At 41.4% G+C, this 26,929-nt stretch carries 26 protein-coding genes; 16 read left to right on the plus strand and 10 right to left on the minus strand.

Features of this window, described 5'->3' with window-relative positions:
- The first annotated feature begins 37 nt into the window (after positions 1-37).
- From grxC to UYK_RS0108975, 3 genes are all read left to right on the plus strand, one after another.
- Positions 38-352 carry a glutaredoxin 3 gene (grxC, locus tag UYK_RS0108965; RefSeq protein ID WP_009456087.1) on the plus strand — a complete coding sequence of 105 codons (315 nt, stop codon included), beginning with the start codon at positions 38-40 and terminating at the stop codon, positions 350-352.
- 181 nt (positions 353-533) lie between these two features.
- Positions 534-1,019: a tRNA adenosine(34) deaminase TadA gene (gene tadA, locus UYK_RS0108970; RefSeq protein ID WP_009456084.1), complete on the plus strand. Its 486-nt coding sequence runs from the start codon at positions 534-536 to the stop codon at positions 1,017-1,019.
- A gap of 117 nt (positions 1,020-1,136) precedes the next feature.
- Positions 1,137-1,910, plus strand: coding sequence for a lysophospholipid acyltransferase family protein (locus tag UYK_RS0108975; RefSeq protein WP_083819797.1), 774 nt, complete (start codon positions 1,137-1,139; stop codon positions 1,908-1,910).
- Positions 1,911-1,989: 79 nt separating this feature from the next.
- On the opposite strand, the gene UYK_RS0108980 is transcribed toward UYK_RS0108975, so the two are convergent.
- On the minus strand, positions 1,990-4,092 hold the full coding sequence (locus UYK_RS0108980; RefSeq protein ID WP_009456080.1) for a S8 family serine peptidase: 2,103 nt from the start codon (positions 4,090-4,092) through the stop codon (positions 1,990-1,992).
- Positions 4,093-4,390: 298 nt separating this feature from the next.
- Here UYK_RS0108980 and UYK_RS0108990 point away from each other — a divergent pair, with 298 nt between their 5' ends.
- The 3 genes from UYK_RS0108990 to grxD all read left to right on the plus strand — a co-directional run bounded on the left by UYK_RS0108990 (position 4,391) and on the right by grxD (position 5,937).
- Positions 4,391-5,002 carry a hypothetical protein gene (locus tag UYK_RS0108990; RefSeq protein ID WP_009456078.1) on the plus strand — a complete coding sequence of 204 codons (612 nt, stop codon included), beginning with the start codon at positions 4,391-4,393 and terminating at the stop codon, positions 5,000-5,002.
- Positions 5,003-5,197: 195 nt separating this feature from the next.
- On the plus strand, positions 5,198-5,449 hold the full coding sequence (locus UYK_RS0108995; protein WP_009456076.1) for a BolA family protein: 252 nt from the start codon (positions 5,198-5,200) through the stop codon (positions 5,447-5,449).
- Between the two features lie 164 nt (positions 5,450-5,613).
- Positions 5,614-5,937 (plus strand): Grx4 family monothiol glutaredoxin, encoded by a 324-nt coding sequence (gene grxD, locus UYK_RS0109000; protein WP_009456074.1) that lies wholly within the window; start codon positions 5,614-5,616, stop codon positions 5,935-5,937.
- A gap of 212 nt (positions 5,938-6,149) precedes the next feature.
- Here grxD and UYK_RS0109005 read toward each other — a convergent pair whose 3' ends face one another.
- Positions 6,150-6,401, minus strand: coding sequence for a DUF6761 family protein (locus tag UYK_RS0109005; protein WP_009456072.1), 252 nt, complete (start codon positions 6,399-6,401; stop codon positions 6,150-6,152).
- 519 nt (positions 6,402-6,920) lie between these two features.
- On the opposite strand from UYK_RS0109005, the gene UYK_RS0109010 reads away from it, so the two are divergent.
- Positions 6,921-7,688, plus strand: a complete 768-nt coding sequence (locus tag UYK_RS0109010) for a response regulator transcription factor (protein WP_009456070.1) — start codon at positions 6,921-6,923, stop codon at positions 7,686-7,688.
- Between the two features lie 69 nt (positions 7,689-7,757).
- Here UYK_RS0109010 and UYK_RS0109015 read toward each other — a convergent pair whose 3' ends face one another.
- The 4 genes from UYK_RS0109015 to UYK_RS0109035 all read right to left on the minus strand — a co-directional run bounded on the left by UYK_RS0109015 (position 7,758) and on the right by UYK_RS0109035 (position 11,004).
- Positions 7,758-8,525, minus strand: coding sequence for an ABC transporter ATP-binding protein (locus tag UYK_RS0109015; RefSeq protein ID WP_009456068.1), 768 nt, complete (start codon positions 8,523-8,525; stop codon positions 7,758-7,760).
- A 211-nt stretch (positions 8,526-8,736) separates the two neighbouring features.
- The gene (locus tag UYK_RS0109020; protein WP_009456063.1) at positions 8,737-9,303 is read right to left on the minus strand and encodes a hypothetical protein; all 567 of its coding nucleotides are present in this window, start codon (positions 9,301-9,303) and stop codon (positions 8,737-8,739) included.
- A gap of 695 nt (positions 9,304-9,998) precedes the next feature.
- Positions 9,999-10,436, minus strand: coding sequence for a DUF4079 domain-containing protein (locus tag UYK_RS0109030; RefSeq protein WP_071588112.1), 438 nt, complete (start codon positions 10,434-10,436; stop codon positions 9,999-10,001).
- 175 nt (positions 10,437-10,611) lie between these two features.
- The gene (locus tag UYK_RS0109035; RefSeq protein ID WP_009456061.1) at positions 10,612-11,004 is read right to left on the minus strand and encodes a DUF1830 domain-containing protein; all 393 of its coding nucleotides are present in this window, start codon (positions 11,002-11,004) and stop codon (positions 10,612-10,614) included.
- Between the two features lie 627 nt (positions 11,005-11,631).
- Between UYK_RS0109035 and UYK_RS0109040 the strand changes: the two genes are divergently transcribed.
- The 4 genes from UYK_RS0109040 (at position 11,632) to UYK_RS0109050 (ending at position 16,030) form a co-directional block, all read left to right on the plus strand.
- Positions 11,632-13,212 (plus strand): photosystem II high light acclimation radical SAM protein, encoded by a 1,581-nt coding sequence (locus UYK_RS0109040; protein ID WP_026086413.1) that lies wholly within the window; start codon positions 11,632-11,634, stop codon positions 13,210-13,212.
- 140 nt (positions 13,213-13,352) lie between these two features.
- Positions 13,353-13,601, plus strand: a complete 249-nt coding sequence (locus UYK_RS27760) for a hypothetical protein (protein WP_373278430.1) — start codon at positions 13,353-13,355, stop codon at positions 13,599-13,601.
- Between the two features lie 246 nt (positions 13,602-13,847).
- Entirely contained in the window at positions 13,848-15,245 is a 1,398-nt protein-coding gene (locus tag UYK_RS0109045) for a DICT sensory domain-containing protein (protein WP_009456059.1), read from the plus strand.
- 146 nt (positions 15,246-15,391) lie between these two features.
- Positions 15,392-16,030: a pentapeptide repeat-containing protein gene (locus UYK_RS0109050; RefSeq protein WP_009456058.1), complete on the plus strand. Its 639-nt coding sequence runs from the start codon at positions 15,392-15,394 to the stop codon at positions 16,028-16,030.
- Between the two features lie 394 nt (positions 16,031-16,424).
- Here UYK_RS0109050 and UYK_RS0109055 read toward each other — a convergent pair whose 3' ends face one another.
- Together UYK_RS0109055 and clpS are read right to left on the minus strand one after the other, a co-directional pair.
- A complete protein-coding gene (locus tag UYK_RS0109055) occupies positions 16,425-17,273 on the minus strand; it encodes a CPBP family intramembrane glutamic endopeptidase (RefSeq protein ID WP_009456057.1) in 849 nt (282 codons plus the stop codon).
- Positions 17,274-17,391: 118 nt separating this feature from the next.
- Positions 17,392-17,673: an ATP-dependent Clp protease adapter ClpS gene (gene clpS, locus UYK_RS0109060; RefSeq protein ID WP_009456056.1), complete on the minus strand. Its 282-nt coding sequence runs from the start codon at positions 17,671-17,673 to the stop codon at positions 17,392-17,394.
- 264 nt (positions 17,674-17,937) lie between these two features.
- Between clpS and UYK_RS0109065 the strand changes: the two genes are divergently transcribed.
- Positions 17,938-18,294, plus strand: a complete 357-nt coding sequence (locus UYK_RS0109065; RefSeq protein ID WP_009456055.1) for a hypothetical protein — start codon at positions 17,938-17,940, stop codon at positions 18,292-18,294.
- Between the two features lie 301 nt (positions 18,295-18,595).
- Here the strand turns inward: UYK_RS0109065 and UYK_RS0109070 are convergent, their stop codons facing one another.
- On the minus strand, positions 18,596-18,790 hold the full coding sequence (locus UYK_RS0109070; protein ID WP_009456054.1) for a hypothetical protein: 195 nt from the start codon (positions 18,788-18,790) through the stop codon (positions 18,596-18,598).
- 442 nt (positions 18,791-19,232) lie between these two features.
- Between UYK_RS0109070 and UYK_RS0109075 the strand changes: the two genes are divergently transcribed.
- From UYK_RS0109075 to UYK_RS0109090, 4 genes are all read left to right on the plus strand, one after another.
- Positions 19,233-19,535: an STAS domain-containing protein gene (locus tag UYK_RS0109075; RefSeq protein ID WP_009456053.1), complete on the plus strand. Its 303-nt coding sequence runs from the start codon at positions 19,233-19,235 to the stop codon at positions 19,533-19,535.
- A 438-nt stretch (positions 19,536-19,973) separates the two neighbouring features.
- Complete coding sequence (locus tag UYK_RS0109080; RefSeq protein ID WP_016871290.1) at positions 19,974-22,646, plus strand: TIGR03960 family B12-binding radical SAM protein; 2,673 nt, start codon at positions 19,974-19,976, stop codon at positions 22,644-22,646.
- 562 nt (positions 22,647-23,208) lie between these two features.
- A complete protein-coding gene (gene rne, locus UYK_RS0109085; RefSeq protein WP_009456051.1) occupies positions 23,209-25,248 on the plus strand; it encodes a ribonuclease E in 2,040 nt (679 codons plus the stop codon).
- 24 nt (positions 25,249-25,272) lie between these two features.
- Positions 25,273-25,935: a ribonuclease HII gene (locus tag UYK_RS0109090; protein ID WP_009456050.1), complete on the plus strand. Its 663-nt coding sequence runs from the start codon at positions 25,273-25,275 to the stop codon at positions 25,933-25,935.
- A gap of 103 nt (positions 25,936-26,038) precedes the next feature.
- Here UYK_RS0109090 and UYK_RS0109095 read toward each other — a convergent pair whose 3' ends face one another.
- Positions 26,039-26,632, minus strand: a complete 594-nt coding sequence (locus UYK_RS0109095; protein ID WP_009456049.1) for a DUF1997 domain-containing protein — start codon at positions 26,630-26,632, stop codon at positions 26,039-26,041.
- Positions 26,633-26,929: the final 297 nt, after the last annotated feature.

Here is a 26,929-nt window from a genome sequence, read left to right on the forward strand (position 1 = left end):
CTAGAAAGTAATTACAAATCTATTTAAACTTCAAAATATGCTCAACTTCATCAATTCCCTTTTAAATCGCCATCCAGAAAACGTTAAAGCCAACGTTGAAATTTATACTTGGCAAACTTGCCCTTACTGTATCCGTGCCAAGATGTTGTTGTGGTGGAAAGGTGTTAATTTCACTGAATATAAAATTGACGGTAACGAAACAGCTAGAGCAAAAATGGCGGAACGTGCCAAGGGACGTCGCACTGTACCGCAGATTTTTATCAATAATCAACACGTTGGTGGCTGTGATGACCTCTACGAATTAGATAAAAAAGGTCAACTCGACACTCTTTTAGCTCAGTCAGGAGTTTAATAGTTATCAGTTTCATTACTAGCTAAATACTACACCATAAGCCTGATAACTGTGGCTAGCCCTAGACTTCCAGTCTAAGGGCATTCAATTTTGGTCGTCAAAAACATGTCATAGGCTGCGAGATCCCTCGCAACTACTTATAAATTATATGGTCGAGTACTAAATTTGTAAACACAAGAACATGTCACTCGAATACTCGGAATATCTTATACATCGCCAGTGGATGGATCACGTCCTAAAATTGGCACAAATGGCGGGTGATGCGGGTGAAGTGCCTGTAGGTGCTGTTATTATTGATTCATCAGGTTATTTGATAGCGGAAGGTGAAAATCGCAAACAACGTGACCAAGACCCAACAGCCCACGCAGAAATTATTGCTTTGAAAGCAGCAGCTAGAAAGTTAAAAACTTGGCGTCTGAACCAATGTACTCTCTATGTTACTCTCGAACCTTGTCCGATGTGTGCAGGTGCAATAGTCCAAGCCCGTATTGGACTTCTCGTTTATGGCGTGGACGATCCCAAAACTGGTGCAATTCGTACTGTTGTTAATATCCCTGATAGTGCGGCTTCTAATCACCGTCTGCGTGTAATTGGAGGCATCATGGAAACTGCTTGTCGTCAGCAGTTACAAGCATGGTTTGTAAATCGGCGACACAGCAGCGAATAACGGACAGAGGTAAAACTGTCCAGCTGCAACAACACAACTTTAGGAAGAAAATCTACGGTGTATCTAATTCCTATTTTGATTACATTTTCTACCCTACAGTCAGTTGCCACCCTCATCATGGAACTTCACTCTTCCGAAGATCAGATCTACCATCCAACACTAGCCCATACTCCAGCCAATGGTGAGACGGCGATTTCTACTAGTACTTCATGGCTGTCTCCCTGGTTAACGCCTTTGGCCTATTTCTTGGGACACCATTTTCTACCTTTATTTTTTGGTCAGATTAGAATTACCGGACAAGAAAATATCCCTGCAAAAGGTCCTGTTATCCTTGCACCTACCCATCGCGCGCGCTGGGATTCACTACTGTTACCCTACGCGACTGGTCGTTTTGTTACAGGTCGTGACCTGCGGTTTATGGTGACTATTAGCGAATGTCAAGGTTTGCAGGGTTGGTTTGTGCGACGCTTAGGAGGTTTTCCTGTAGATCCACAACGCCCATCGATCACTACTCTTCGCCATGCAGTAGAATTACTTCAGCATGGAGAAATGTTAGTTATTTATCCTGAAGGTGGCATTTTTCGCGATCGCGAAGTTCATCCCCTCAAGTCTGGAATTGCTCGTTTGGCTTTAACTGCTGAATCTAGCCACCCAGATTTAGGAGTCAAAATTTTACCTGTTGGTATCAACTACAGCCATCCTTACCCCGAGTGGGGTACCGATGTTAGCATTCACATCGGGTCTACGATTAAGGTAGCGGATTATATCAATGGTTCTGTAAAGCAGGATGCTAAACGTCTGACAGCTGATCTAGCAAATGCACTTAAAGAATTAAGCCATCATGAATCAACAATTACTGCTCATACGTTTGCAGAAATGCCAAATTCGTAATTTTTGTTGATAGTTGATAGTTGATAGTTGATAATTGATTGGTGTTTATTCCAGCCAACAACGAACCACCAACAAACAACTAAATTCCCAAAATTAATTCCCAACTATTGAGTTTCCCTGTATCTTTTAATGCATAGTCAATGACCCACAATTGCCAACGTCCTTTGGCTGGTAAAGATAATAACTGTTGCAGGACTGGATGCGATCGCACGGTGTAAGTTGCTTGCAATTGAATGCGACGACCCAAGGTGCGATTTTGCAGTAGCACGAGGTGATTATTAGGGGCTATTAAGTAAATTTCTAAATCACCTAAAAAATCATGGGTAATATTGACGCTGACTTGAATATCTTTGACTAGGCTAGAATCAGTTATCGCGATCGCACTTTTAATTCCCTGTTTGTCATTGTCTGGAATCGCGACTTTATTAGTGTTCTCTCCTCTCAAAATCCCAGTTGTGCTAAATGTGGCTGTACGAAGTTTTTGGGCTGCTTGTACCGCCCGCCAAGCATTCACCTTTCCATAGCCGAACCATTGCGAATGGCCATTTTCATCATAAGTACCATAACGCATCTTTAATTGGGGGTCTGGTTCCAGGTCAACAATTTTATCGGCGGTTTCTTCTAAAATACGTTTGACTTCTTTAGCAGTTAAGTCAGGATTCACTGACAAAACCAATGCTGCTACTCCTGCAACCACAGGGGTAGCACTAGAAGTACCGCCAAAGTTGCTAGTAAAGTTACCTGGGTCGTAGCCAGCAGCCCCTATTTGATCGGTTGTCAATATTCCTCGTCCAGATAGTGCTGTATTGATGCTTGGTTGAGTGTATACGTAACCCTGGTCTTGAAACCACATCCCTGGTAAAGCATTGTTACTAGGCGCACACACAGAAATATTATTTCCCCAGTTACTATAAGCAGCTTTTTTATTCAAGCTTGTGGAAGCAGATACCGTAATTACATCAGGATGCACAGCAAATCCACTGAGCCACTTAGTATTTCCTTTGACTAAATCTTTCTGCCAACCTTGTTCATTCACAGTTCCACTGACTGGGCGATTGGCATTGCCTGCGGAAAAGAAAATAACACAGCCTTTACCATTACGTCCTTTGGTAGCAGCGCGGGTAATAGCAGCGCGTTGGCGTAAAGAAAGGGGAAAGTAAATTGCTGATGCTCCCCAACTGCAAGAAATTATACTTGCTCCTTTTTCGACCGCCCAATTGAAAATATCTTCTATTGACTCATCATCTAAAAACCCTGTGCTGCGAATTGGCATAAAAGCACAACCAGGTGCAACCCCAGCAATACCTGTACCATTTTCTTCTGCTAAGATGATACCTGCACAAGCTGTACCATGACTGGCTTCTTTTTCATTGGGTAAGGGTAAAAAGTCGTTTTCTTTTAAGTCTCTAGGGGCAACAATTTTGCCGCTACCTTGAAAATCTGGATGATTTAAATCAAAGGAATCATCTACTACCGCCACGACAACCGAACGAATACCGCGAGTGATATCCCAAGCTTTTTCTACAGAGATATGAGAACCATTAGCTAATTGATTTCCGCCGTTGTGGTTGAGATACCATTGTTGGGGATAGAGGGGGTCACGGGGTTGATAATGGGATTGCTGATGGGTGATGATATTAGGCTCAGCAACTACAACTTCTGGTAATGCAATTAATTGATTAGAAATTTTAATAGGATTTGCCTGTGCTTGTTTACCGACAATGAAAACAAAAGTGTTGGGAAGACTAGGAACAGATTTTTGTTGGATTAAACCAAATTTAGTGGCGATCGCATTAATAGTGCTACTGTCTACCCAAGTGGCGAATTGAATTGTGATTTGGTCAGTCAGATAAACTCTGGTGCTAGGACTATCTTTGATTTGATAAACATGACTAGCAAACGCCACATCGTCAGAAGCCCGCGCCACAGACATAGCCCCTTCTAGCTGGGAAGGTGGAACAGCGAATAATGCTAGCTGTGCTTTGGGAATATTGCGACGCCAATTACCCCAATTTGCCTGAGATAAATCTTGCGGTGACAAATTATCCTGAGGACGGACAGTAAAGCGATCGCTCACTTTTTCTAAGATTAATTCTTCGCCACCACGTTGTAAGATGAATCCTTGGCTACTAGTAGGTATATCTGTGGGAGGATAATCAGAGGAATTTAGGCGATCGTTCATAGCAGTGATTCAAGCTACTGTTAAGCTACTGTCAGGAAATAATGGGAACATGATTTCACCGATTTTCGTTTTAGATCGGAGAAACTGTAGTAGACCTGTGGCAAAAGAAACTTTTGCCACAGATGGGAAAAGCTTAAAAGCTAAAGGAAAAAAGTTTCTGAATGCCTTTTTCCCTTATCCCTTTTCCAGCTTCTGCAAAAAGTCTATTTTGTGGCTTTATTTTGTTAAAGTCCAAAACAGAGTTAAGATACCCGAAGTTTCTATCCTTTTTTGTTAAGTTGTTGCATAAATTCATCCCATGAAGTCTTTAGCTAATGTTCCCTTGATTCGCTTCACTTTTTTGTCAGTCATAACAGCCTTTGGTCTGCTGTTACCTGTTCATGCTCAACAAGCACAGATTATAAACATTCCCAACCAAGCACAGCCTATAGACCCCAACAACCCCAATACCCTACGTCCAACAGTCCAAAATAATAGCATCTTAAGTGTTGATGGTGGTAAGCGCCTGATGGCAGAGGCTAGTCAAGCTGTCAATTCTCAAAACTATGATGTCGCCGCTAAGAAACTTCAGGAAGCAAGATTAGTTTTTAATCAGCTATCAAATTTCTATCAAGAACTAAATTCTAGCTTTGCTGGAATTGACAATAGAGTAGCTGACTCCCAGCGCAAACTGGCACTAGAAACAGCCCAAATGCGCGATGAAGCCACTTATCAACTAGCATTAGTACATCGGGCGCAAAATAAGCCAGAATTAGCAGTGCCTTTGTTGGTTCAAATTATCAAAAGTCAAAACCCCACACGGGATTTAGGAAAGAAAGCTTATCAGCAATTATTCGAGTTGGGTTTTGTGGATGCACCTTTCCCAAGAGGAGGAAGCAACACCTCTTCTTCGTCTCAGCAAAAGAAATAATTAAAAAATAATACCTACCATTAATTCCTCTAATAGACCGCCGCCAGCAGGTGGGCGGATTTTTAGGTGTCTAAATGCTAGGATGTTTTTGTTTGTGAACAGTCTTGACACTCAGCCTTCTAGAAACTCGCAGATTGGCAATGTATTAGCGTCATTATTGATAATAATAGAAAAGAAGTTTGATTAGGAATCGCGATGATTAGTCCGCAACAGATTGAGGAAATGATCAAGGCGGAACTGCCAGATGCCCAAGTTCAAGTACAAGACTTGACTGGTGGTGGTGATCACTACCAAGTGACAGTAGTTTCATCGCAGTTCGCAGGTAAAGGGTTAGTGCAGCAACATCAGTTAATTTACGGTGCTTTACGACAAGCTATGTCCACTGAAGCAATTCATGCTTTAGCACTGAAAACATATACACCAGAAGCATTTGCTAATAATAGTTAATAGTTGTTTGTTAATTGTTGATTGTTGTTTGTTCTACGCTGCACTGTAGGGCATAGCTCTTCTCTATAGTAGCCAAGTAAAGGCGTGTCAATGGAACAACTATCTACCCACCAACAACCAACTACCAACCACAAGCAAGTATAGAGAGTAGGAACACGAATACTATGACACCAGAACTAAAAGAAAGAATTGATAATTTACTCAAAGAAAACAAAATTTTGGTTTTTATGAAGGGAACCAAATTAATGCCCATGTGTGGTTTTTCCAACAATGTGGTACAGATTTTAAACACATTAGGAGTTCCCTTTGAGACTGTGAATATTTTGGACGACTACGAACTCCGCCAGGGAATCAAAGAATATTCCAACTGGCCGACAATTCCCCAAGTTTATATTAACGGGGAATTTGTTGGTGGGTCAGACATCATGATCGAACTTTATCAAAAGGGTGAATTGCAGCAAATGGTAGAAGTGGCTTTAGCTTCTTAGTCATTTGTTGGTAGTTGGTGGTTATTAACCATACCCGATCCCCAATCCCCAAGTACCAAAAATCCCCCCTGTCGAAAAGCCGAAACGTCACAGAGGGGATTGTTGCTCAAAAATCTCCAAATTTCACACCGCCAGCATCATTGACTAGGGCAGACAACGTGCTATAATTGTCTGCGTCAATCAGGAGTGAGCATCTTGTGACTGACCGAAAGTCACTTGTAGTAGTCTGGCTCTGGCTCTGGTTGCGTCATTGTGAAGTTCGATACATCGTATAAATAGCGGGTAGCTTCCTCCTCTAGGCGATGGATCAAATAAGGCTCAATGGCGTTACCATGTCGCAGCGCGGCTAGATAACCATCCAAATACATCCGCATATCATCAGTGCGATAACCGCGATTCCATAACTCGACGAAGGCGTCAGTGAGTCTTTGGTAATAGCGGATGGTTTGTGTGTCTTGGAGCATACTGCTGTAAAAATCTCTTTGGAATGAGAATTGTAAATTATTCAAGCTGAAATGTGAAGTACATTTCAGTTTGGCATTTATTTAAAATCCCTATCTTCTACTGTAGGGAATACCCCTGCTTGAGCTACAACCTAAACTGATCCTATTCCAGAAAAACATGAATTTGAATGGGTCGGTAAGTTATTTTTATATTTGGCTATCAAAACAACGCTTTTACATTAGCTGACGTACTTGGCTGTTGTTTGTGCCTGGCAATATCTGTTGTTCTCAGACAGACGTGACTTTAAGTGACACCCTTATACCCAACGGAATAGCTAACTATAAAAAGATTTAATAATTATAACAAAAATTTAAGAATGTTACCAACTGAGCTTGAGATAAGGCTTTTAGTTCGATGCATTGCCAGCTTATGCATGATTAAATTAAAAATTATTGGCAATTGAAGTAACAAGGGTTACAAAACCCAACACATAGGCTTTGTTACTTTGAAAGTCATGCACGCTAAGGGGTCTTGCCACCGTGGGTTCGGTTTGTATTGAAATCGTAGAGGGAAATCCCCATCTGAGGTCGTTGCTTGGCTGGCACTTGCAACAACTGGACTATCGGGTGCATCAAGCCGCAAGTGTTTATCAAGCCAGGGAAGTTTTTCTAACTCACCATCCGACACTAGTCATTTTGGATGCGGACTTGCCAGATGGAGATGGCATTGAGTTTTGCCGATGGTTGCATCGTCAGCAGCAGCCATTAATCTTAATGCTATCTGCCCGTAGTAATGAAGCTGATATTGTTGCTGGCTTGAAGGCGGGGGCAGATGATTACCTGACCAAGCCATTTGGAATGCAGGAATTTTTAGCACGGGTAGAGGCGCTAATACGCCGCAACCGTACACCTGTTGCCCCAGCTTATCTCGATTATGGAACATTGCAAATAGATTTAGTGCAACGCCGTGTCCGTTTCCAAGGAGAATTTATAGATTTAACACCACAGGAATTTAGTTTGTTATATGTTTTAGCACAAGCAGGAGGAGTACCCTTGAGTAGGTCGGAATTGCTGCGGCGTGCCTGGCCTGATGCAATTGATAATCCTCGTACCATTGATACTCACGTTTTATCGCTGCGGAAAAAAGTAGAACTTGATCCGCGCCAACCTAGCTTAATTCAAACCATCCGTAATGTAGGATATCGGTTTAACATGGAGATTTTGAATACCAATTTGCCACAATCACTGACAAAGTTAACAGCAGAAAGATTCAACAATCAACCTTCAACATTGAGTAGTCAAAGGTAATTGTCGTTTGTTGTTTGTTGTTTGTTGTTTGGAAAAATCCATCAACAACTAACAACTATCAACTATCAACTAACTCCATTCTTCAGCAATTTGTGTTTCTGCCTGTATCAAGCTTTCTCGTAACTTAGCCCAATTTATATCAGTAGCATTTTGATTTGCTATTAGCCGTCCCTGTTGTAAGTGCAACAGTCGATCGCAAAATAATTCAGCCATTTCTAGCTGATGATTTACCATTAAAACTGTAGTTTGACGACTTTGGGCTAGTTGATTAAGAATTGCCATCACACGAGAAGCAGTACCCACATCCAAGGTAGAGGTAGGTTCATCTAATAATAAAATTTGTGGTTGAATGATTAATGCCCGGGCGATCGCAATTAATTGCCGCTGTCCAACAGAAAGTTGCACTTCCATTTTTCCTAACCAGTCATCGGGTATGTGCAGCTGTTCCATCCAGTTACTGAGTCTTTGCTGAATAGACTGTTTAGGCAAACCACGCAAAACTAGAGGATACTCCAAAGCTTCTTTGACTGTCATTCCTAGCAGTTTTGACTCTTGGAGAAGCAGTGTCACACAAGCACGTAACTGTAAAACGGGTATTTGACGGTATTCCTGATGAGCTAAATAAATTTTGCCACTAGTAGGTTCACTCAAACGGTTGAGGAGGCGTAATAAATAAGTTTTTCCCGCGCCGGATGGTCCGACAATGGCAATGCGATCGCCCTCAAATACCTCAAAGGAGATATCCTGTAATATTGGGTATCCCTGCTGTTTACCCTGTAAAGTTGTATGAAGACTAACTTTTTCTAGTCTTAGTTTTGCTGTCGGCAAAGTTTCCAAATTCAACCTTTAATCAATTATGAATTATGCCTGATGTGAATTGAAACTGTGACAAACATCTATGGTTTTAGAAATCGACCACAGATGAACACAGATGCACACAGACACACACAGATAAACTTTCCGTTTGTGGCTAAGTGGTGGTTGCTTATTGATGGTTATTATAGTATTTATATCACCGCTAGTTTTAGACTCTTTTTTACATTTATTTTTAACTTAAATTACCCTGATTTAGACTAATCAAAATAGTCCAAGCATCTATCAAAAGTAATATTACTGTAAATAATAGTAAAATTAAATACATCCATGGCTGTGCTAAAGGATAGACATCACTGGTATCAATACCTGTCTTTTGTTGTACCAGTTTTACCATCCGAGCAAAACCTGCCACACGCATGGGCAATAAATAAGCTTTTCCGTCTTTGCTGAGAAAATAGTAAACTAGTCCTCCCTGTCCGGTTGTGCGGGGTTTTAACTGTTCGGCTTCCGACCAAGGTAACGACCAACCTTTACGAAAAAAACGTGGAACCCAATTTGGATAAGTTACCTGAATTCCTTGGTCATCTAAAATTACACGTTCTGTTAACACTGCATACAAGCCAACTAAACCAATGCTAATCCCTAACCAAAGTAACTTTGGTGGAATGGGTGCATTTGTGACTTCAGACAGAAAAGGTAAAGGTAGGGTTAGGGCTACATATAAACTTAAAAGGGTAATCCGAATTAGAGGAGATAGGCGAAAAATTGCAGGCGAGGTATTATCTGAGTTTGCTGTCACGGCTCATTACAATTGTTAACTTTAACTATATACTAGCTAGAATTCTATGGGTTAATAGCTCATAACAAGGGTGTGAAAAGCGAACACCGATGCACACCGATAAAAAAGACAGCCAGTCCAGGCAAAAACCATCTGTGTACCTAAGGGAAGCCGCCCTTGGATGCGTCTACATCCGTGTTCATCTGTGTTCATCTGTGTTCGACTAATTATTATCCCTCCCGCTACGCCATAATCTTTTTCCACCTGACAAGATTTATTCAATGTTATCAACAACTAACAAACAGCGTTTTGAGTGTAACTGTGCCATGAGGCTGTTAATTGAAGCTTCTGGGATTGGAGTTTTATTGAGAAGGACAAGAGATTCAAAAATTTATTTTTACTCATGAGATTCAGTTATGGAGATGTGATCGTTCGTTAACAGAGCGATCGCACTTCAGGGAAATTAACTATCACCTTCTGCTTCCCAATCTTTAATTTTTAACTCATCGACACGACTAAATTCAGCTACATTATGAATTACTAAGGTCAAGTCGTTTGCTAAAGCAATAGCGACAATTTGAATATCCTAAGCACCAATGGCAGTAGCTCGTTTGGCTTATTGCCAAGATTTAGTTTGATTTTATCTAGTTGAAAAGTGTTTCAATAAAGCGATCGCAACTATTAGGTCATATCTCAATTACCAAGGGAAAATGATATTAAGGTAAATACTTTTGCACCACACTCCAACCAGTTATTGATACCCAAGCAAAAGCAAAGAATATGGCAATATTAGCGCCGATGTGAATATGTCTAGCCCAAGGATGTCCAACACCAATTTGTGTAGCACTCCCAACTGATAATAAAACTAACATCACAGTCGTTAATCCAGCCCAGAGGTGCTGTGAGTGTCCTAAAGAACCAAAGTGACCGTAAGTACCAACAATTCCAATCAGTAGTAATAATAATACCAAGCTGACCAGGCAGATACCAATTTTATAGTGGAGAGAGCGCAACCAGCTTGATTCTCTTTGCCACAACGTTCTGGCACGAAGCATACGTATACCGATGAGCGCTAATAGCACATAGGCTACTAGCGACAAACCCATTGACCACGCTGCTATTCTCCACAACCACAAAAATGAAGGTAGATCCATAATTAATGATTGTAGATGAGGAGGTGGGGCAGTGGGGAGTGTGAGGAGTGGGGGATATGAGAGGTGGAGAAATACTACTAACCACTAACCCCTAACAAATGACAAATGACAAATGACTATAAATGAAAAAGGGCTGCTAAATGATGCAACCCTGCCAGAAATTAAATGAATTTTCTTAATCAACGGATACGAAACCAGCTACTGTTAAGGGTTTTGTTGTATCTTCGGTTCTTGTATTAATTGGCTGTGCCATCGTTTTTTTATTGATAGAGTCACTTGCTTGTTCTGAGCCTTCCAACTCATAACTGCTAGGTTCGTTGAGTGCAAGGCGATCGCACGGAATTCTATCCGACAAAATTGCACTTGCCATCATACCCGTATGAATTTCAAGTTGAGCTTCAACGGGTGCTTCAAACACTAGCCTTTGTCCAGGGAAAACAACCCTTTCAAAGTACCAGTTAGGAATGTTAGAGATGCGAGCCACCTGGATTTTGCTCGTGGCATTTACGTAACAGCAGAGAATCTTTCCCGATTGCTCCGGTGGTAGAGGATCTAATATTTGAGCCATAACTGCTGAGGAGCTTTACGCCACATTTTTATCTTACATATGCAACGCTAACACTGAGTGATCCCCAGTTGCTGTAACCCCGACTACCAACTGAAGTTTTCTAAATTATTTCTACCTAAAGAAATACAGACTGTAGTTATGAAATTTTCGTAAAAATCTATGCTTTTATCGCAATTATACATTATGCGTGAACAATTCATCAATAATTTAGAGGTAAATCAATCAGGTGTAACTCTTATGGACATTGGGATCAGGACAAAGCAAATAACTTACACTTTTTTCTCCTGTTGATTGTGTGATCCCATTCATTAAAAACAGTCTAGTTACTTTACATTAACCTTAAGACTTATTTTGTATTTTTCCTGCTCAGACGTATCAAGTGCAGCTTATCGCTTACAGAATGAACTCAATGTTATTGTAAAGCTATAGATATATTACTTTCATAAAACTTAACTTATGCTATGCATTTGTGATACCGGACAATATTAGCTATTTTGCTCATCATTTTAAAAATGTCTTTACCAATAATCGTCATTAATGTCAAGTACGATTGTAATAGAAGACAAAAATCAAAACAAACCGATTACAGAACCAAAATTTGCTCTTTTACCCCAGACAATCGGCAAGATGGAAGCTAAAACATTCAACAGGATTCTCTATGTTCGCCTTCCTTGTAACCCCATCTTTCCTATTGGGGTTGTATATCTTAGCGATCATGTCCACAAACAGTTTCCTAACATTGAACAGCGGATCTTTGATTTAGGAACAGTGCCACCTCTAGATTATGCTAAAGCCCTAGATCGCTGTATCGATGAATTTCAGCCGACACTGCTAGTATTCTCGTGGCGGGATATTCAAATTTATGCACCAGTAGGTGGACGTGGCGGTAATCCACTACAGTATACCTTTGAGTTTTTCTACTCTCGCAATCCATTTCTCAAGCTACAGGGAGCAATGGGTTTGCTGCGGATTGCATCAGGATACTACGGCGAACTGTGGCGGAATCTAGGCTTACTAAAGCGGGGTATCAAACGCGCTCAACGTTATAACCCTAATGCTCGTGTAATTGTCGGTGGTGGTGCAGTCAGCGTCTTTTACGAACAACTAGGCAAAAGCTTACCAAAAGGAACCATTGTTTCTGTGGGTGAAGGCGAAACTTTGCTGACAAAACTACTGAGCGGACAAGAATTTCGGGATGAACGGTGTTATGTTGTTGGCGAAGAAAAACCACGCGATCGCCTCATTCATGAACAACCCACACCATTAGAGAAAACCGCTTGTAACTACGACTATATCGAAACAATCTGGCCAGAGTTTAAATATTACCTGCAAGACGGAGACTTTTACATTGGTGTCCAAACCAAACGCGGCTGTCCTCACAACTGCTGCTATTGTGTTTACACCGTTGTTGAAGGTAAGCAAGTACGCATTAATCCCGCCGATGAAGTCGTTGCCGAAATGCGACAATTATATGATCGCGGTGTTCGCAATTTCTGGTTTACCGATGCCCAATTTATCCCCGCCCGCAAATTTATAGATGATGCTGTTGAACTCTTACAAAAAATCGTCGATTCAGGAATGACAGACATTCACTGGGCAGCATATATTCGGGCTGATAACCTCACACCCGAGTTATGTGAATTGATGGTGAAAACCGGAATGAACTACTTTGAAATCGGTATCACCAGCGGTTCGCAAGAATTGGTGCGGAAAATGCGGATGGGCTACAATCTCCGTACTGTTTTACAAAACTGTCGGGATTTAAAAGCCGCTGGGTTTAACGACTTAGTTTCGGTGAATTATTCCTTTAATGTGATTGACGAACGTCCAGAAACAATTCGTCAAACTATTGCCTACCACCGCGAACTAGAACGGATTTTTGGTGCAGATAAAGTCGAACCTGCCATCTTCTTTATCGGATTGCAACCCCACACCCACCTAGAAGAATATGCCTTCAAAGAAAATATTCTCAAACCAGGGTACGATCCGATGAACATCACACCTTGGACTGTCCAAAAGATGCTGTGGAACCCCGAACCCCTTGGTTCCTTCTTTGGCGAAGTCTGCTTACAAGCTTGGCAACAAAACCCCAACGACTTTGGACGCGAAGTTATGAAAATATTAGAGGAAAGACTAGGGTGTGCTGAACTAGAAGAAGCACTTTCTGCACCCATCGAAACAAAACCAAAACAATTGGTGGGTGTTTGATAGCAATAAGTCTATTTTCAAAAAAACTAACACAGATGAACCTGATTTTATCGGTGTTCATCTGGGTGCATCTGTGTTCGTAATTAACCTAACTCGATCCCATGTTTGAATCTAAATTCTTCGCTTCATGATCTGAATCCGTGTTTTTAAGCGATTCAAAGTTTACTGAGTGCGGAGCTTGGGTACAGCATAGCAATTATGTCTTCTGCGTCGTCCAGAGTCAGACTGATTGTATTCTGGCAAGTGGTAGTGCCGATCAGATCGTGAGACTATGGGATATCAACAGGACTTACGTAAAAATTGCCAAAAAGCTTAATTTTTTAACCGCCAAGATGCCAAGAACGCCAAGGATTTATAGAGCTTGCGTAAGTCCTAATCAAAACAGGTGAGTGTCTAAAAACTTTAAAAACTCCTAGATTATATGAAGGCATGAATATTACAGGAGCTTATGGTTTAACTACAGCACAAAAATCTACCCTAATAGCTTTGGGTGCTTTGGCTTAAGTTGTTTACAGAATATTAGGACTCTAATTAGATAGCATAATTCAGTATCAAACAGTAAACTAAGGTGTCATAAGCCCTTATTTTCTCTCATTGCCCAGAGGCATCACTCGCGGTTCGTTTAATCAAACCTCATGTTAGAAGGCTCCATACTCCAACAGCTGGAAATAGCTCATCGCCATAGCAAAAGACCGATTAGATTCGGGGTGTACTATAAAAATACCCTAGTCGCCCTCTGTCATGCTCTAGAAGACCATATATTGAATGATGTCACCTCACCCTTGGTAATTACCGCCTTTGAACGAGGAAAATGGTATCTCCAAGAGGCAGAACGATACGCAGACATCGCCAAAAAATCGCGTCAAATAGCCATCATGGCAGCCCCAGATACTGGCTGGGCAGAACATTCCACAAGTCAGTTACCTAATGTCAACTTAGTTGCTTTAGATCCGGCTGATCCGGTAGCCCTAGAATGGCACTTGATTATTTTATCACCTAAATACACAGCAATGGTAATTTGTCAAGAACTATCTGCTGCTGATTATGGTAGTTCTGGATTGCCTGGGTCAGATTTAGAAAGAAAATTTTACGGCTTGTGGACATTTGAACCAGAGTTAGTCAAAGAAACAGCCACATTAGCGATCGCTCACATCCAACGCTACAATCCAGAATTAGCAGCAAAACTCACTGCTGAGCAACAAGCTATTCAACCTAGCTTAGCTACACCAGAAGAATTAAGTGCAGTAGTTTCCCGCGTAGTTGATTACCTCCAAACCGAACAAGTAAACATATCCGTTCCCACCACCATCCGCCACCAAGCCCTAGATAATAACCTAGTTTCTAATGAAATCCAGGCATTTTTGCGGATGGCACAAATTATAGATGCTGCTGATATAACCAATCCCATGGCAGCAGCAGAAGTTGTAGCGTTGGCAGAAACAATGGGGCAACTTTTAGATTTACCCGCATGGCAAATCAAAAGATTGCGCTTAGCCGGATTACTACACCGTATTGAGCCACTACAAAGAGTAGAAAGTGTACTCACTTCTGGTATCACTACCTCTTACCAAGAAGATGCACCCAGTTGTCCCTTAACTTGTCCTCTTGTACCAGGCGTGCAGGTACTGCGAACCATGCCCAGGCTACGAGCAGCAGCACAAATTATAACTCACCAAAGTGAGTGGTGGGATGGAACTGGTGAACCTGCGGGACTAGCTGGCGATGAAATTCCTCTAGAATCGAGAATTTTGGCGCTCATAGTTGAATTTCAATGGCGAGTGCATCAAAAACAATCATCTCAGTTAAGCCGTGAAGAAATCATCAATCAAGCTTTAGAAGAATGCAGACAACAATCGCGACGGTTCGATCCAAAACTGATAGATACCTTGACACTATTAGTTATGGGCTTACAACAAGGACTAGAGTTACCCATAATTACACCCAAAGTCAGTGCTGGTATGTGGTTATTAGATTCTCGACTAGATAGTGAAACCAAAAGCAGTGTTGAAAGAAATCAAAATTCACGTATATAATGAACGCTTTTTTTTACTCAGTGTTTTTCTAGATTAGTTAAATTTTTATTAATTCGTAGTAAATTATACGTAGAGAAACTCTGCCTTTTACTACGACTTTTCACAAAGCTACACTTAATTGTTAAATAAATTTTTTAACTAACCACATGAACATCGAAGCTATTAAATCAGGAAAAACCAAGCACTTAGCAGGAGCCAATTTAGAAGACGAAGATTTATCAAACTTGGATTTAAACCGCATCAATTTTGCTGGTGCTACTCTTGTAGGTACAAATTTTACTGCTTCTAAACTTGAAGGCGCCCATTTGGAAGGTGCAAATTTAATGGGAGCAAACCTACAAGCAACTGATTTGCGCGCTAATTTAATGGGTGCGAATTTAATGCAAGCAGATTTGACAGGCGCTGACTTACGGGGTAGCAATTTACGTGGTGCAAATTTAATGGGGGCGAGACTGAGTGAAGTATCTTTTGCTGGTGCTTTTCTCAGTGGTGCAAATTTAATGAATGTCAACTTACAAGGGGTTGACTTGCGGGGTGCTGACTTGCGAGGTGCCAACCTTACAGGAGCTAATCTCAAAGGTGCAGACTTAAGCCGTACAGATTTACAAGGGGCGTTATTGAGTGAAGCAAATTTAGAAGAAGCAGACTTGAGAGAGGCAAATCTAGCAGGGGCAAATTTGACGGGTGCAAATTTACTGTGTGCAGAGTTAGAAGGGGCAAATTTAAGTGGAGCGAATTTAGATCGAGCTTGCTTAGTGGGGACAATCGCTGAGGTTACTTCTTAAACAAAAGTAACTAAAATATTATTTTTTCATTAATCAAACGGTTGAGCATTGATGTTGATTAATACAATCACATTAGCTTTAGCCCTACTGGTTCAGCCTTATGCTGGTCAATGGAACAATCCTGCGTAATCACTACCAGATAGTCCAACAATTGGGGAGTGGTGGATTTGCTGACACATATTTAGCAAAAGATAAGGCTTAGCAGGGATAAAGTCAACCACAATTTAACAGTGCTGGAACCTTTTCTGAAGGGTTGGCATGGATTGATAGTGAAAAAGATGGCTATATTCGCAATCCCTTAACAGTTCAGTAATTACGTCAGAAAATTTTAGATTCACCCCACTGGCAAATTTGGCGGCTTGTATCATCAAGAAATCATCGGATCTATTCGCAATTATGTATTCTTAGATCCACTTATAGCCACTCTGGATGCTTGTCCCCTCATCCAAAACGCCAAAACGCCCATCAACACTAACCCCATCACCCCCATCAAAGGGTTCTTATCTACCCCAGTCACCCAATCAGGAACCCGATTGGTGTATTCAATCAATCCCCCAACATTAATGATGTAATAACCCCAAACTAAACCACCATGCAAACCAATAGGTAAACCCAAACGTCCCCTACGCCAGCGCTTTCCCCATACCTGGGTCAACCCCAGCAGCACCAAAGCAGGGAGTTGTGGCAATGTGTGAATAATTGCTTGGACTGGCTTAATAAAATGCGAGATTCCAAAAATCATTGCATTTGCCCAAAGTGCTACACGAGGAGAATAATCTCGCTGCAACTCATCCAGCAACCAGCCTCGAAATAACAATTCTTCAGCAAACCCAACACTTAAACCTGTGAGGGAACCTTCTAATACTACTTTTAGTAAAAAAACTTTGGGTTGTTGCCATACCAATAAACCTAGCAAACCTTCTAAACCAAATAAAATCAAAATGCTAATAAATCCAATAGCCAAACCCTTTAGTAAATCTACGCCGTTTAATCGCGTAAATTGTAAACCGTAGTGCTGAAAAATGTGAGGTTGTTTGTAAACTTGCTTACTCCATATTCTTAGTAGAACAATAAATTCTATATACAGTAGTGCCATAGTAATAATATTTACCAAATTATTGTCATGAATTAGTAAATATATTGGTATGGCAAAAGGCGACCACAGTACTAATAAAGCCAAAATAAAACAACCCAGCCTGATGAATACAGAACGCTGGGCTATAGAAGCAAGGTTTATTTTCATACCAAGTTGGATATAGTTTTAGGAATTTAAGTTAGTTTATCTCACTGAGAAACCAACTTGGTTTTAAAATTTCTTAGTGATCAAACTGACCACTGATAACTGTTCACTGTTAACTGATTCATTCTTCTGGTTCAATTGTGCTGGTCAAACCATGATTTTTTAATGTCTCACAATAAAACTCAGCAGGTTCCTGAGCGCAGGTAATCACTAAAGCAAGACCGTTACTATGGGCTTCCATCATAATGCTAACAGCCTGAGGTTGAGTCAGGCTGGGCACCGTGGTTAATAGAACCTGTACCACATACTCCATAGTGTTGTAGTCGTCGTTATGGAGCAAAACGCGATACTGAGGCGCTAGTTTTCTGGATGTTGAACGCTTCTGTTGGGTTTCGACTGACACGGTAGTTTGCTCTTTTGGTAATTTACTACAACAAATTTTTGTTTAAAGGTTGTTTACTAGAATTAGCTTCACAGTTACTTAAACTATTGTATAGCACTGAAAAGGCTGTTGGTAGTAATTAGTTGGTTGTTGATGGTTAATGGTTAGTTGTTAGTCGTTTGTATTTTCCCCTTTCCCTTGTCCGCAAATTGCTATTGCCTATGATAGCTTTTAAAATTAAAAGAGCAGCAGCACAATGATTGCCACTGCCGAAGCTATGTGAATATGGAGATTACACCTAATTTTCAACTAGGGCAAATAGTATCTTTAGAGCATGATGATAGCAAACTATATGCGGAAGTGATTCAAGTTGTGATTTCCCGTCAGTTGTGCTGGGTACGTCCTTTGCTGTTATTGGTCAAATCTTCGGAACCACCAATCATTAATGATTTACGTGAAGCGTCTGACCTACTTTGGCCTATAACTTTATTTAGACCAGCTTTAGATACAGAAGTCATTGATATATTGAGTCACGTATTAGCAAAAGAACCAAAACCTGAACTAGACTCACCTGCTAAACAGCTACTTCATCAGTTTATTCATAAAGTTTGGCAAGCCTATAAGAAAGGATGTACAGGTTAGTACTGTTGTGTGGAATTAAAAATTAGCTAAACCCAGTAGGTAATGGGTAATGGGTAATTAAGACACTGATGATTTTCCCATGCCCAACGCCCAACAAGGAAGTATTATATCGTAAGCAATTAGCCGAACTTGATATTACATACTCAAAGATTTTCAGTTTATATCTGAAAAGACGCAAAGTTCCTCATGTCTTGATGAAAATATGATGTCTTCAGCTATATCAATTCACATCGGACATGATTTCTAAATAGTAAAGCTTTGGTTTTGGGTTTCTAAAAGTACTTTAATAGTAAGTATTTCTTTAAATATTGGATACTAATTGGATACGACCAGCATCCATTTCTGCCATTAACAATTCTAATGCTTCATAATCAATGTCAGAGATGTAACCCATTTCTGTTAGTTCTGAGTTAATTTCATTTTCTATTTCAGGAGTTAATTTTTTAATCAGAAGCGCTTTTTCTACGAGTTGACGAATAACATATCTGGTTTTCATACGTAATTAACCAACTAACTTTATATAGTTATTATTCCAGTCACAATTTTGTATAAAATGTGATCTGGCACGTAGGTTAGCAGTGATCTGAATCACAGGTTAGAAGTGATTTGATTAGCGATCGCTTCCTGTGTCTATCACATGGTTGAGGTACAGGCAGAACCTTTAACATTGCTTTAATGTTGGCATCCACCAACTTTAGTAATAACTGATTGAAAACTGAGGGACATGGCAAGCAATAATATTTAATCTTTATTTTAACAAAAGTATACTTAAATACATTTTATCCGGGATTTGACAATCTTTAAACAGAAATATTAGACCAATAAAGATTCCGCAAAGAGAAGTAATACGAATGGTCGATGTAAGCAGAAAGAGTATATGGTCAAATACATCTATCTTCCACTATTCAAAAACTTTACATTACATTTAGGATGACACTATGCAAGCGGTGCTTAAGAATCCAACAATTACGGTCATTCGTCCTCAGGGTAGTTTAAATGCTGCTAATGCTCTGGAATTTCAACAAGATTTAACAAAAGCACTGGCACAAAATACAAGCAATAGATTGCTGGTAGATTTGGAGCAAGTAGAAGCATTAGATAGTGCTGGCTTAATGGCGCTAGTATCTGCACTCAAGTTTGCTCAAGACTTAGGTAGACAATTTAGCCTTTGCTCGGTTTCCCCATCTATCAGAATTGTATTTGAACTTACCCAACTCGATAAAGTTTTTGACATATTTTGAAGCTAAAGTAGTATTTTAGGTTTATTCTCACTGTCTTTTGAGTTTATTGCCATGAAAAATTTTGTAAACACTAATTAACATTCTGAAACTACCTAATCAATGCTAAGGTTGGAGGTGAGTAATACCAATTTTGGATTTTAGATTTTGCGAAAAGTTTGTAGACACGTAGACGCACAGGGTCTTCCCGTAAGGGTAGTGGCTTCCGGCGTTAGCGTAAGTCCGAAAGCGATAGCAAGGCTAAAAGCTTTTCAAGACGGATTTTGCGAAAAGTTTGTAGATGCTTTGCATCTGCGAGCAGCGTCCCGGAGGAAATCTCAAAGCTTTTTAAGACGGATTAAAATTCTTTAGCAGAATGCTGTTCAGCAAATCTTAAATGATTTAATCTATATCCAAGTTGTGTCAAAGAAATTTATTAAAAATAGCTAAAAGAATAGCACAGTGGCTATTGCAGTTGAAAAACTAATCACCTCAGATATCATCAAACCAGGTCGTTACCTGGGTAATGAGCATCTGGCAATACGCAAGCCGTGGGAAACGGCAGTGATACGTTGGGTATTGACTTATCCTGAAGTATACGAAGTAGGAGCCTCTAATTTAGGGCATATCATTCTCTATAACATCTTGAATGCCCAACCACGTCAATTATGCGATCGCGCTTACCTACCAAATTCAGACTTAGCTGCTAAATTGCGGGCAACCAAAACGCCATTATTTGCCGTTGAGTCAAAGCGATCGCTCACAGAATTTGATATTTTGGGTTTTAGCCTCAGTTATGAACTCGGAGCCACCAACATTTTAGAAATGTTGGATTTGGCTGAGATTCCCTTGACCTGGAAAGAAAGAAATGAAGGGACAAAGGGACATGGCAATATTCCCCAATCCTCTTGTTATCCTTTGATTTTTGCTGGTGGACAGACGGCGACATCCAACCCCGAACCCTACGCCGATTTCTTTGACTTTTTCGCCTTAGGAGACGGTGAAGAACTTCTGCCAGAAATTGGTTTAGTTTTAGAAGAAGGTAAACAAGCAGGGTTAAGTCGGCAAGAACTTTTGCTAGACTTGGCACAGATACCGGGTGTATACGTTCCCCAGTTTTACGATATGGCTGCGGATGGTTCTGTACATCCCAACCGCCCAGATGTACCCAAACGGATTTTGCGACGAGTTGCTACGCCAATCCCTGCTTATTCAATTGGGTTGGTTCCTTACGTTGAAACAGTCCATGACCGCTTGACGATTGAAATTCGACGTGGTTGTACTCGTGGTTGTCGCTTCTGTCAACCAGGAATGCTCACCCGTCCAGCACGGGATGTGGAACCAGAAAAGGTGGTGACAGCAATTGAGAAGGGAATGCGGGAAACTGGGTATAATGAGTTTTCTTTGCTCTCTTTGAGTTGTTCTGATTATTTGTCCCTCCCAGCAGTGGGCATGGAAATCAAAAATCGCCTCAAAAATGATAATATTTCTCTTTCTTTACCCAGCCAGAGGGTAGACAGATTTGATGAAAATATCGCTAATATCCTGGGTGGAATGCGACAAAGTGGTCTAACCTTTGCCCCAGAGGCTGGCACTCAAAGAATGCGAGATATTATCAACAAAGGTTTGACGAATGAAGAGTTATTACGAGGTGTAAAAACAGCTTGGGAAAAAGGCTGGGATAAAATTAAGTTATATTTCATGATCGGTTTACCTGGGGAGACCGATGCAGATGTGTTGGGTATTGCGGAGACAGTCAGTTGGTTACAACGGGAATGTCGAGCCAAAGGTAGAAAACCACTGGCGTTCAATTTAACAATTTCTAACTTTACACCCAAGCCCCATACGCCATTTCAGTGGCACTCAGTTGCTACTGCTGAGTTTGAACGTAAGCAAAAATTGCTGCAACAAGAATTTCGCCGCATGAAAGGCGTGAAGGTAAACTTTACAGATGTGCGGCTGTCGGCAATGGAAGACTTTATCGGCAGAGGCGATCGCTCTCTTGGTAAAGTTTTACATCGAGCCTGGGAATTAGGTGCAGGTATGGATTCCTGGTACGACAGCATCGAGCGTGCATATAATGCTTGGGGAGTTGCGATCGCTGAAGCTGGTCTCAGTTGGAAATACCGCCAAGTTGAGAATGGCGAGTGGAATGTTATGGAGATGGGGGGATTCGGAGATTGGGAGATGGGGAGAAAGATTTCACCCCACCACCCTATCACAGAACCCTGCCTCGACAAACCCCTACCTTGGGACCACATAGATACGGGTATCGATAAAAAGTGGCTACAAGAAGACTTAAAACGTGCCCTCGAAGCTGTGATCGTTCCTGATTGCTCTTTTGATGGTTGTTCTCACTGTGGTGTCTGCGGCCCAGACTTTGGTCATAACATTGTCATTCCCCCACTACCAATTCCAGAATTTGCGGGACAGTTTGTACCTAATACTACAAGATTTCAAAGACTACGGGTATGGTTTGGTAAACAGGGCGATATGGCTCTTGTTAGCCACCTCGATATCATGCGCTTGTTTGATCGAGCCATGCGACGAGCCGGATTGCCAATTGCCTTTACTGGTGGGTATCATCCATCACCACGGATTTCTGTGGCTTCGGCTTTGCCTTTGGGGGCTACCAGTAGTGGTGAAATTGTGGATTTTGAGTTAGCCCAGCGACTGGATGTGGATACTTTTCGCCAGAGATTGGTAGAGGTACTACCCAGTGACATACCTATATATGATGTGGCGGAGTTGGATTTAAAAGCTCCTGCTGCTACCCAAGGGCTAGAAGCTGCGGAGTATGTACTTACGATCGCTGTCCCAGAATCATCAACAGCAACACAATGGCAAGATTGGCTGGATACAATTAAACACAAAAGCGAGCTTTGGTACGAGCAAACAACCAAGTCAGGCAAAACTCAGTTAGTAAATCTGCGCGATCGCTTATTTGAGATGGAATTGGTGGAAACTACTGATGTTGTTACACAATCAGCATTGAGTTTGCGTTATCTAGGTAGTTGTCGTCCAGATGGCACGCTGTTGCGTCCTGAACAAGTTCTGTTTATGCTGGAACAAGTATCAGGTCAAGAATTACAACTACTGCAAATCCATCGCCAGCGTTTGCTTTTGCGCGACTAATTAACACTTTAAGGGGTAACTTGCTACTTAGTTGCCCCTCAATTTTGGATATAGGGAATTGATTTTTAACAAGGTTGCGTTAGAATGATATGAAGAGAATTTTCTGGCGCTGCATTGAGTTATTTGGTTCACAATCCTGGTACTCAGGGTTTGAAAGCAAAGATTTAGAGAGCAACATCTAGGATTTTATCCCAGACCACCACCAGGCAGATTCAAGAACACTCTCTCTTGATGGCTACCTTGTGAATCAGTGACTACATAAAAGGCTTCGTCGGCTTCTCTCAACTTTATGATTTTTAACACACATGCTGAATGCCTAATTCTTAGAGAATGAGTGCATTGCATTAAAAATTAACCACGGACGGGTGATTAAATTGCTTAAATAATATGCAGCCGTTCTGGAAGAACCGGGCGTGTAAACGCATTTTCCCAGTCGATAGCTCTTTAAGTGTGGGCTTTAGTTCGCAGTTTTTACAACAGCAGCGCCTGTTTGGGCTTGTAGGGGCAACAGGGACAACATACCCCCAAGTCTATTTTTGCTGCCAATTTTTGAGGAAATTGAATGCCAAAACAAATTATTATCGCGGAGCAGCATCAAATAGCTGCCGTATTTTCTGAAGATCAAATACAAGAATTAGTTGTTGCTACAGGTCATCACCAGATTGGTGATATCTACTTAGGAGTAGTGGAAAATGTATTACCTGGGATAGATGCCGCTTTCGTAAACATCGGCGACCCAGAACGCAATGGGTTTATTCACGTTACAGACTTAGGCCCATTACGGCTGAAGCGTACAGCAGCAGCCATCACAGAATTACTAGCACCACAACAAAAAGTATTGGTGCAAGTAATGAAGGAGCCAACAGGAACAAAGGGACCAAGGCTTACAGGTAACATTACCTTACCCGGACGTTACGTCGTACTCATGCCCTACGGACGGGGTGTAAATTTATCCCGTCGAATCAAAAATGAAAATGAGCGTAACCGCTTACGGGCATTAGCAATTTTAATTAAACCTGCGGGGATGGGTTTGTTGGTTCGCACCGAAGCAGAAGGCAAACCAGAAGAAGCAATCATTGAGGATTTAGAAAACCTACAAAAACAATGGGAAGCTATTCAGCAAGAAGCAGTTTCTACCCGCGCCCCTGCACTGCTCAACCGGGATGATGACTTTATCCAGCGTGTATTGCGAGATATGTACGGTGCGGATGTCAACCGCATAGTCGTAGACTCCAGTACTGGCTTAAAACGGGTGAAGCAGTATTTGCAAAACTGGAGTGGTGGACAAGTACCACAAGGATTGTTAATCGACCACCACCGCGATCGCACGGCGATTTTAGAATACTTCCGGATCAACGCAGCGATCAAAGAAGCCCTGAAACCCAGAGTAGACCTGCCTTCTGGTGGCTACATTATCATCCAGCCCACCGAAGCATTAACAGTGATCGATGTCAACTCTGGTTCATTTACGCGATCGGCAACAGCTAGGGAAACAGTGTTGTGGACAAACTGCGAAGCTGCTACAGAAATAGCCCGCCAGCTACGTTTACGGAATATTGCTGGTGTGATCGTCGTTGATTTCATTGATATGGAAACACGACGTGACCAACAGCACGTCCTGGAACACTTTAACAAAGCCCTGAAAGCAGACAAAGCCCGTCCTCAGATTGCTCAATTAACGGAACTTGGTCTAGTAGAACTCACCCGCAAACGTCAAGGTCAAAACATTTACGAATTGTTTAGCGAACCTTGTCAAACCTGTGGTGGTTTAGGGCATATTGTGCATTTACCCGGAGAAACAGAAAGCCGTTCCATCGTATCACCAGCTGAATTACCAGAACGCTTTGTATCTTTGCCTCAAAGAGAACCCCGTTTACCATCTCCTCGCTTGAGTGAACCACGAGAAATTTACGAAGGATTCGGGGAAGCATACGAACACGATAGCGATTTAGGTGGATTGAATCTTAGCAACCATCCCAGCTATCAAGAAATTAGTGATAGCAAAAGGCGTCGTCGTCGTCGCATTGGTCTAAATGGTGGCAACGGTAAAGAAGAACCACGCATCAATGGCAACCCGTTATCACTGGTAAATGAGCCAGATATGGACATTGATGCAGACAGAGACTTAGTAGAGACTTCTGATTTACCAATACCTAATATTAATAAATCAGGTTGGGTGGAAAGAGGAGAACGAGCTAAAGTCTCAAGACCAGAGATAGTCAAACCAGTGGTAGAACCACCGGAGATTGTCACCGTGGAAATGACACCACCGGAACAAGATGTGTATGCTTTGATGGGAGTTTCACCATTAGTGAAGTTGAACCGGGAAGTGAGAAATCCCAAGTCTGTGATTATTAACGTCACTCTGCCTGGTCAAGCTGCTACTATGCCCCCAGAAACAACCCCGGAAGTAATTGCTCAAACGGCAACTAGTACCATAGAGGCTCCGGTACAAACAGAACCATCACCACCAGTAACGACAGAGACACCTGACTTGCCTATGATGGCAGATGAAACAGAAGCTACTACCAGTACTGCTATCCGTCGTCGTCGCCGTCGTTCTTCTGCTTTGGAGACAGATTCAGCAACAGGGGAAAGCTAAAGCTAAAAGTTCAAAACCTTAAATATGGCCAAGCTCAAGCCAGATAAAGCTTCTGTTGATTCGCCAACACTTCAACAGCAAGCAAGTTGGCTAGAATTCTCCGCGTTTTCAGACATCTGTGGGCCAGTTGCAGGTGTGGATGAAGTAGGGCGGGGCTGTTTGTTTGGGCCTGTGGTCGCAGCAGCAGTGATATTACCAAATGATGCTTTGTCTGCACTGATGGCAGCAAAAATCAAGGATAGTAAAAAGCTGTCTAGCTCTCGCAGAAGTCAGCTAGCTCAGCATATCCGGTCGGTTGCTATTGACTATAAAATAGGCTTTGCTTCAGTTGTTGAAATTGACCAAATAAATATTTTGCAGGCTACACTTTTAGCGATGAAGCGAGCAGTGCTGAAGCTAAAGGTGCAGCCTACACTCTGCTTGATTGATGGTAAGCAATCAATTAACGATTTGCCACTCCTGCAACAAACGATTGTCAAGGGGGACGAGCGATCGCTGGCTATTGCTGCTGCTAGTATTATTGCTAAGGTGTGGCGAGACGAGTTAATCGTGCGGCTTGCCTCTAAATATCCCATGTATGACTTAGAGCAAAATAAGGGTTATGGAAGTCCAAAGCATTTACTAGCACTGCAAGAACATGGGCCTTCACCTTTACACCGCAAGTCTTTTCGTCCTTGCCGAATTTAATGGACAAGGGAGAGGGAAAAAGACGTGGTGACACGGAGACAAGGAAGCAATTTCTCCTCCGTGTCTTCCTTGTCTTCCTTCCTCCTACCAGTCTCGACGATGATTACTCAAGATTAAAAATCGGTAACTCTGGAGTTTGATCATCGCTAATCAGCTTTCCTTCTTGGGTTTGTAGCATTACCCAGCGACGATAATCAGCTATTAATTGATGTAATAGTCTTTGCTTAATCGTTAAAAGTACACTTTTCAATAAACCGTTGCCAGTGGTTTCTAAAATTGGCTTAGGAGTATAGGAAAACGGTGGTGGTAACTCTACCTCGACTTCTAAATCCGCTCTGCCTCGTAAATGAGTGCCAGTGCTGAATTGATATGGTGATAAATGCCCTTTTAAATTTAGATTGAAGCGCTGGTTAATATACTCAATACCAAGGATTTCACAACCTTGCGATCGCAAATGAATTTTACCATTAGATTCTGCCCAAACTTTCATGTCTACGGTGGGCTGAATACTGAGTGACATAAAAGCAAGGGGACGCATTTTTAAACGAAATATATCATCAGCTAACGGCTGAATTCGATTGGTGTCTACTAATGCATAGACCAGACGTTGAGGCTGACGCAAGTAGTGCTGAATGGGAATGGGCTGTTGTGGAACAGCAATTTCTACCGACTGGGAAGCGGTAAATTTGGTAGACATGCGTTCATGAAAATAATTGTTTTATAATTCTATTATTTTTTAATTCTTGGAGTTTTTGATAACAAATCAGGGCGAGCAGACTAAATTTTTTTCATCTGTATTGACTGAAGAGTTATATATTATAAATTATAAATCACACCTAATGTGAACTGAAGAAGGGATATAAGTTTTTTGGTAATTTTCCAGAATTTGATTTGCTTAGCAAACACAATACAATACTATTCACGCAGATAGATTATCAGTGTGATCTGTGTTTATCTTTGTACCCTGCGAAAAGCCCTTCGGGTAGTTCCCTCC

It is taken from the genome of Fischerella thermalis PCC 7521, from assembly GCF_000317225.1.
GTDB classification, from domain to species: Bacteria; Cyanobacteriota; Cyanobacteriia; order Cyanobacteriales; family Nostocaceae; genus Fischerella; species Fischerella thermalis.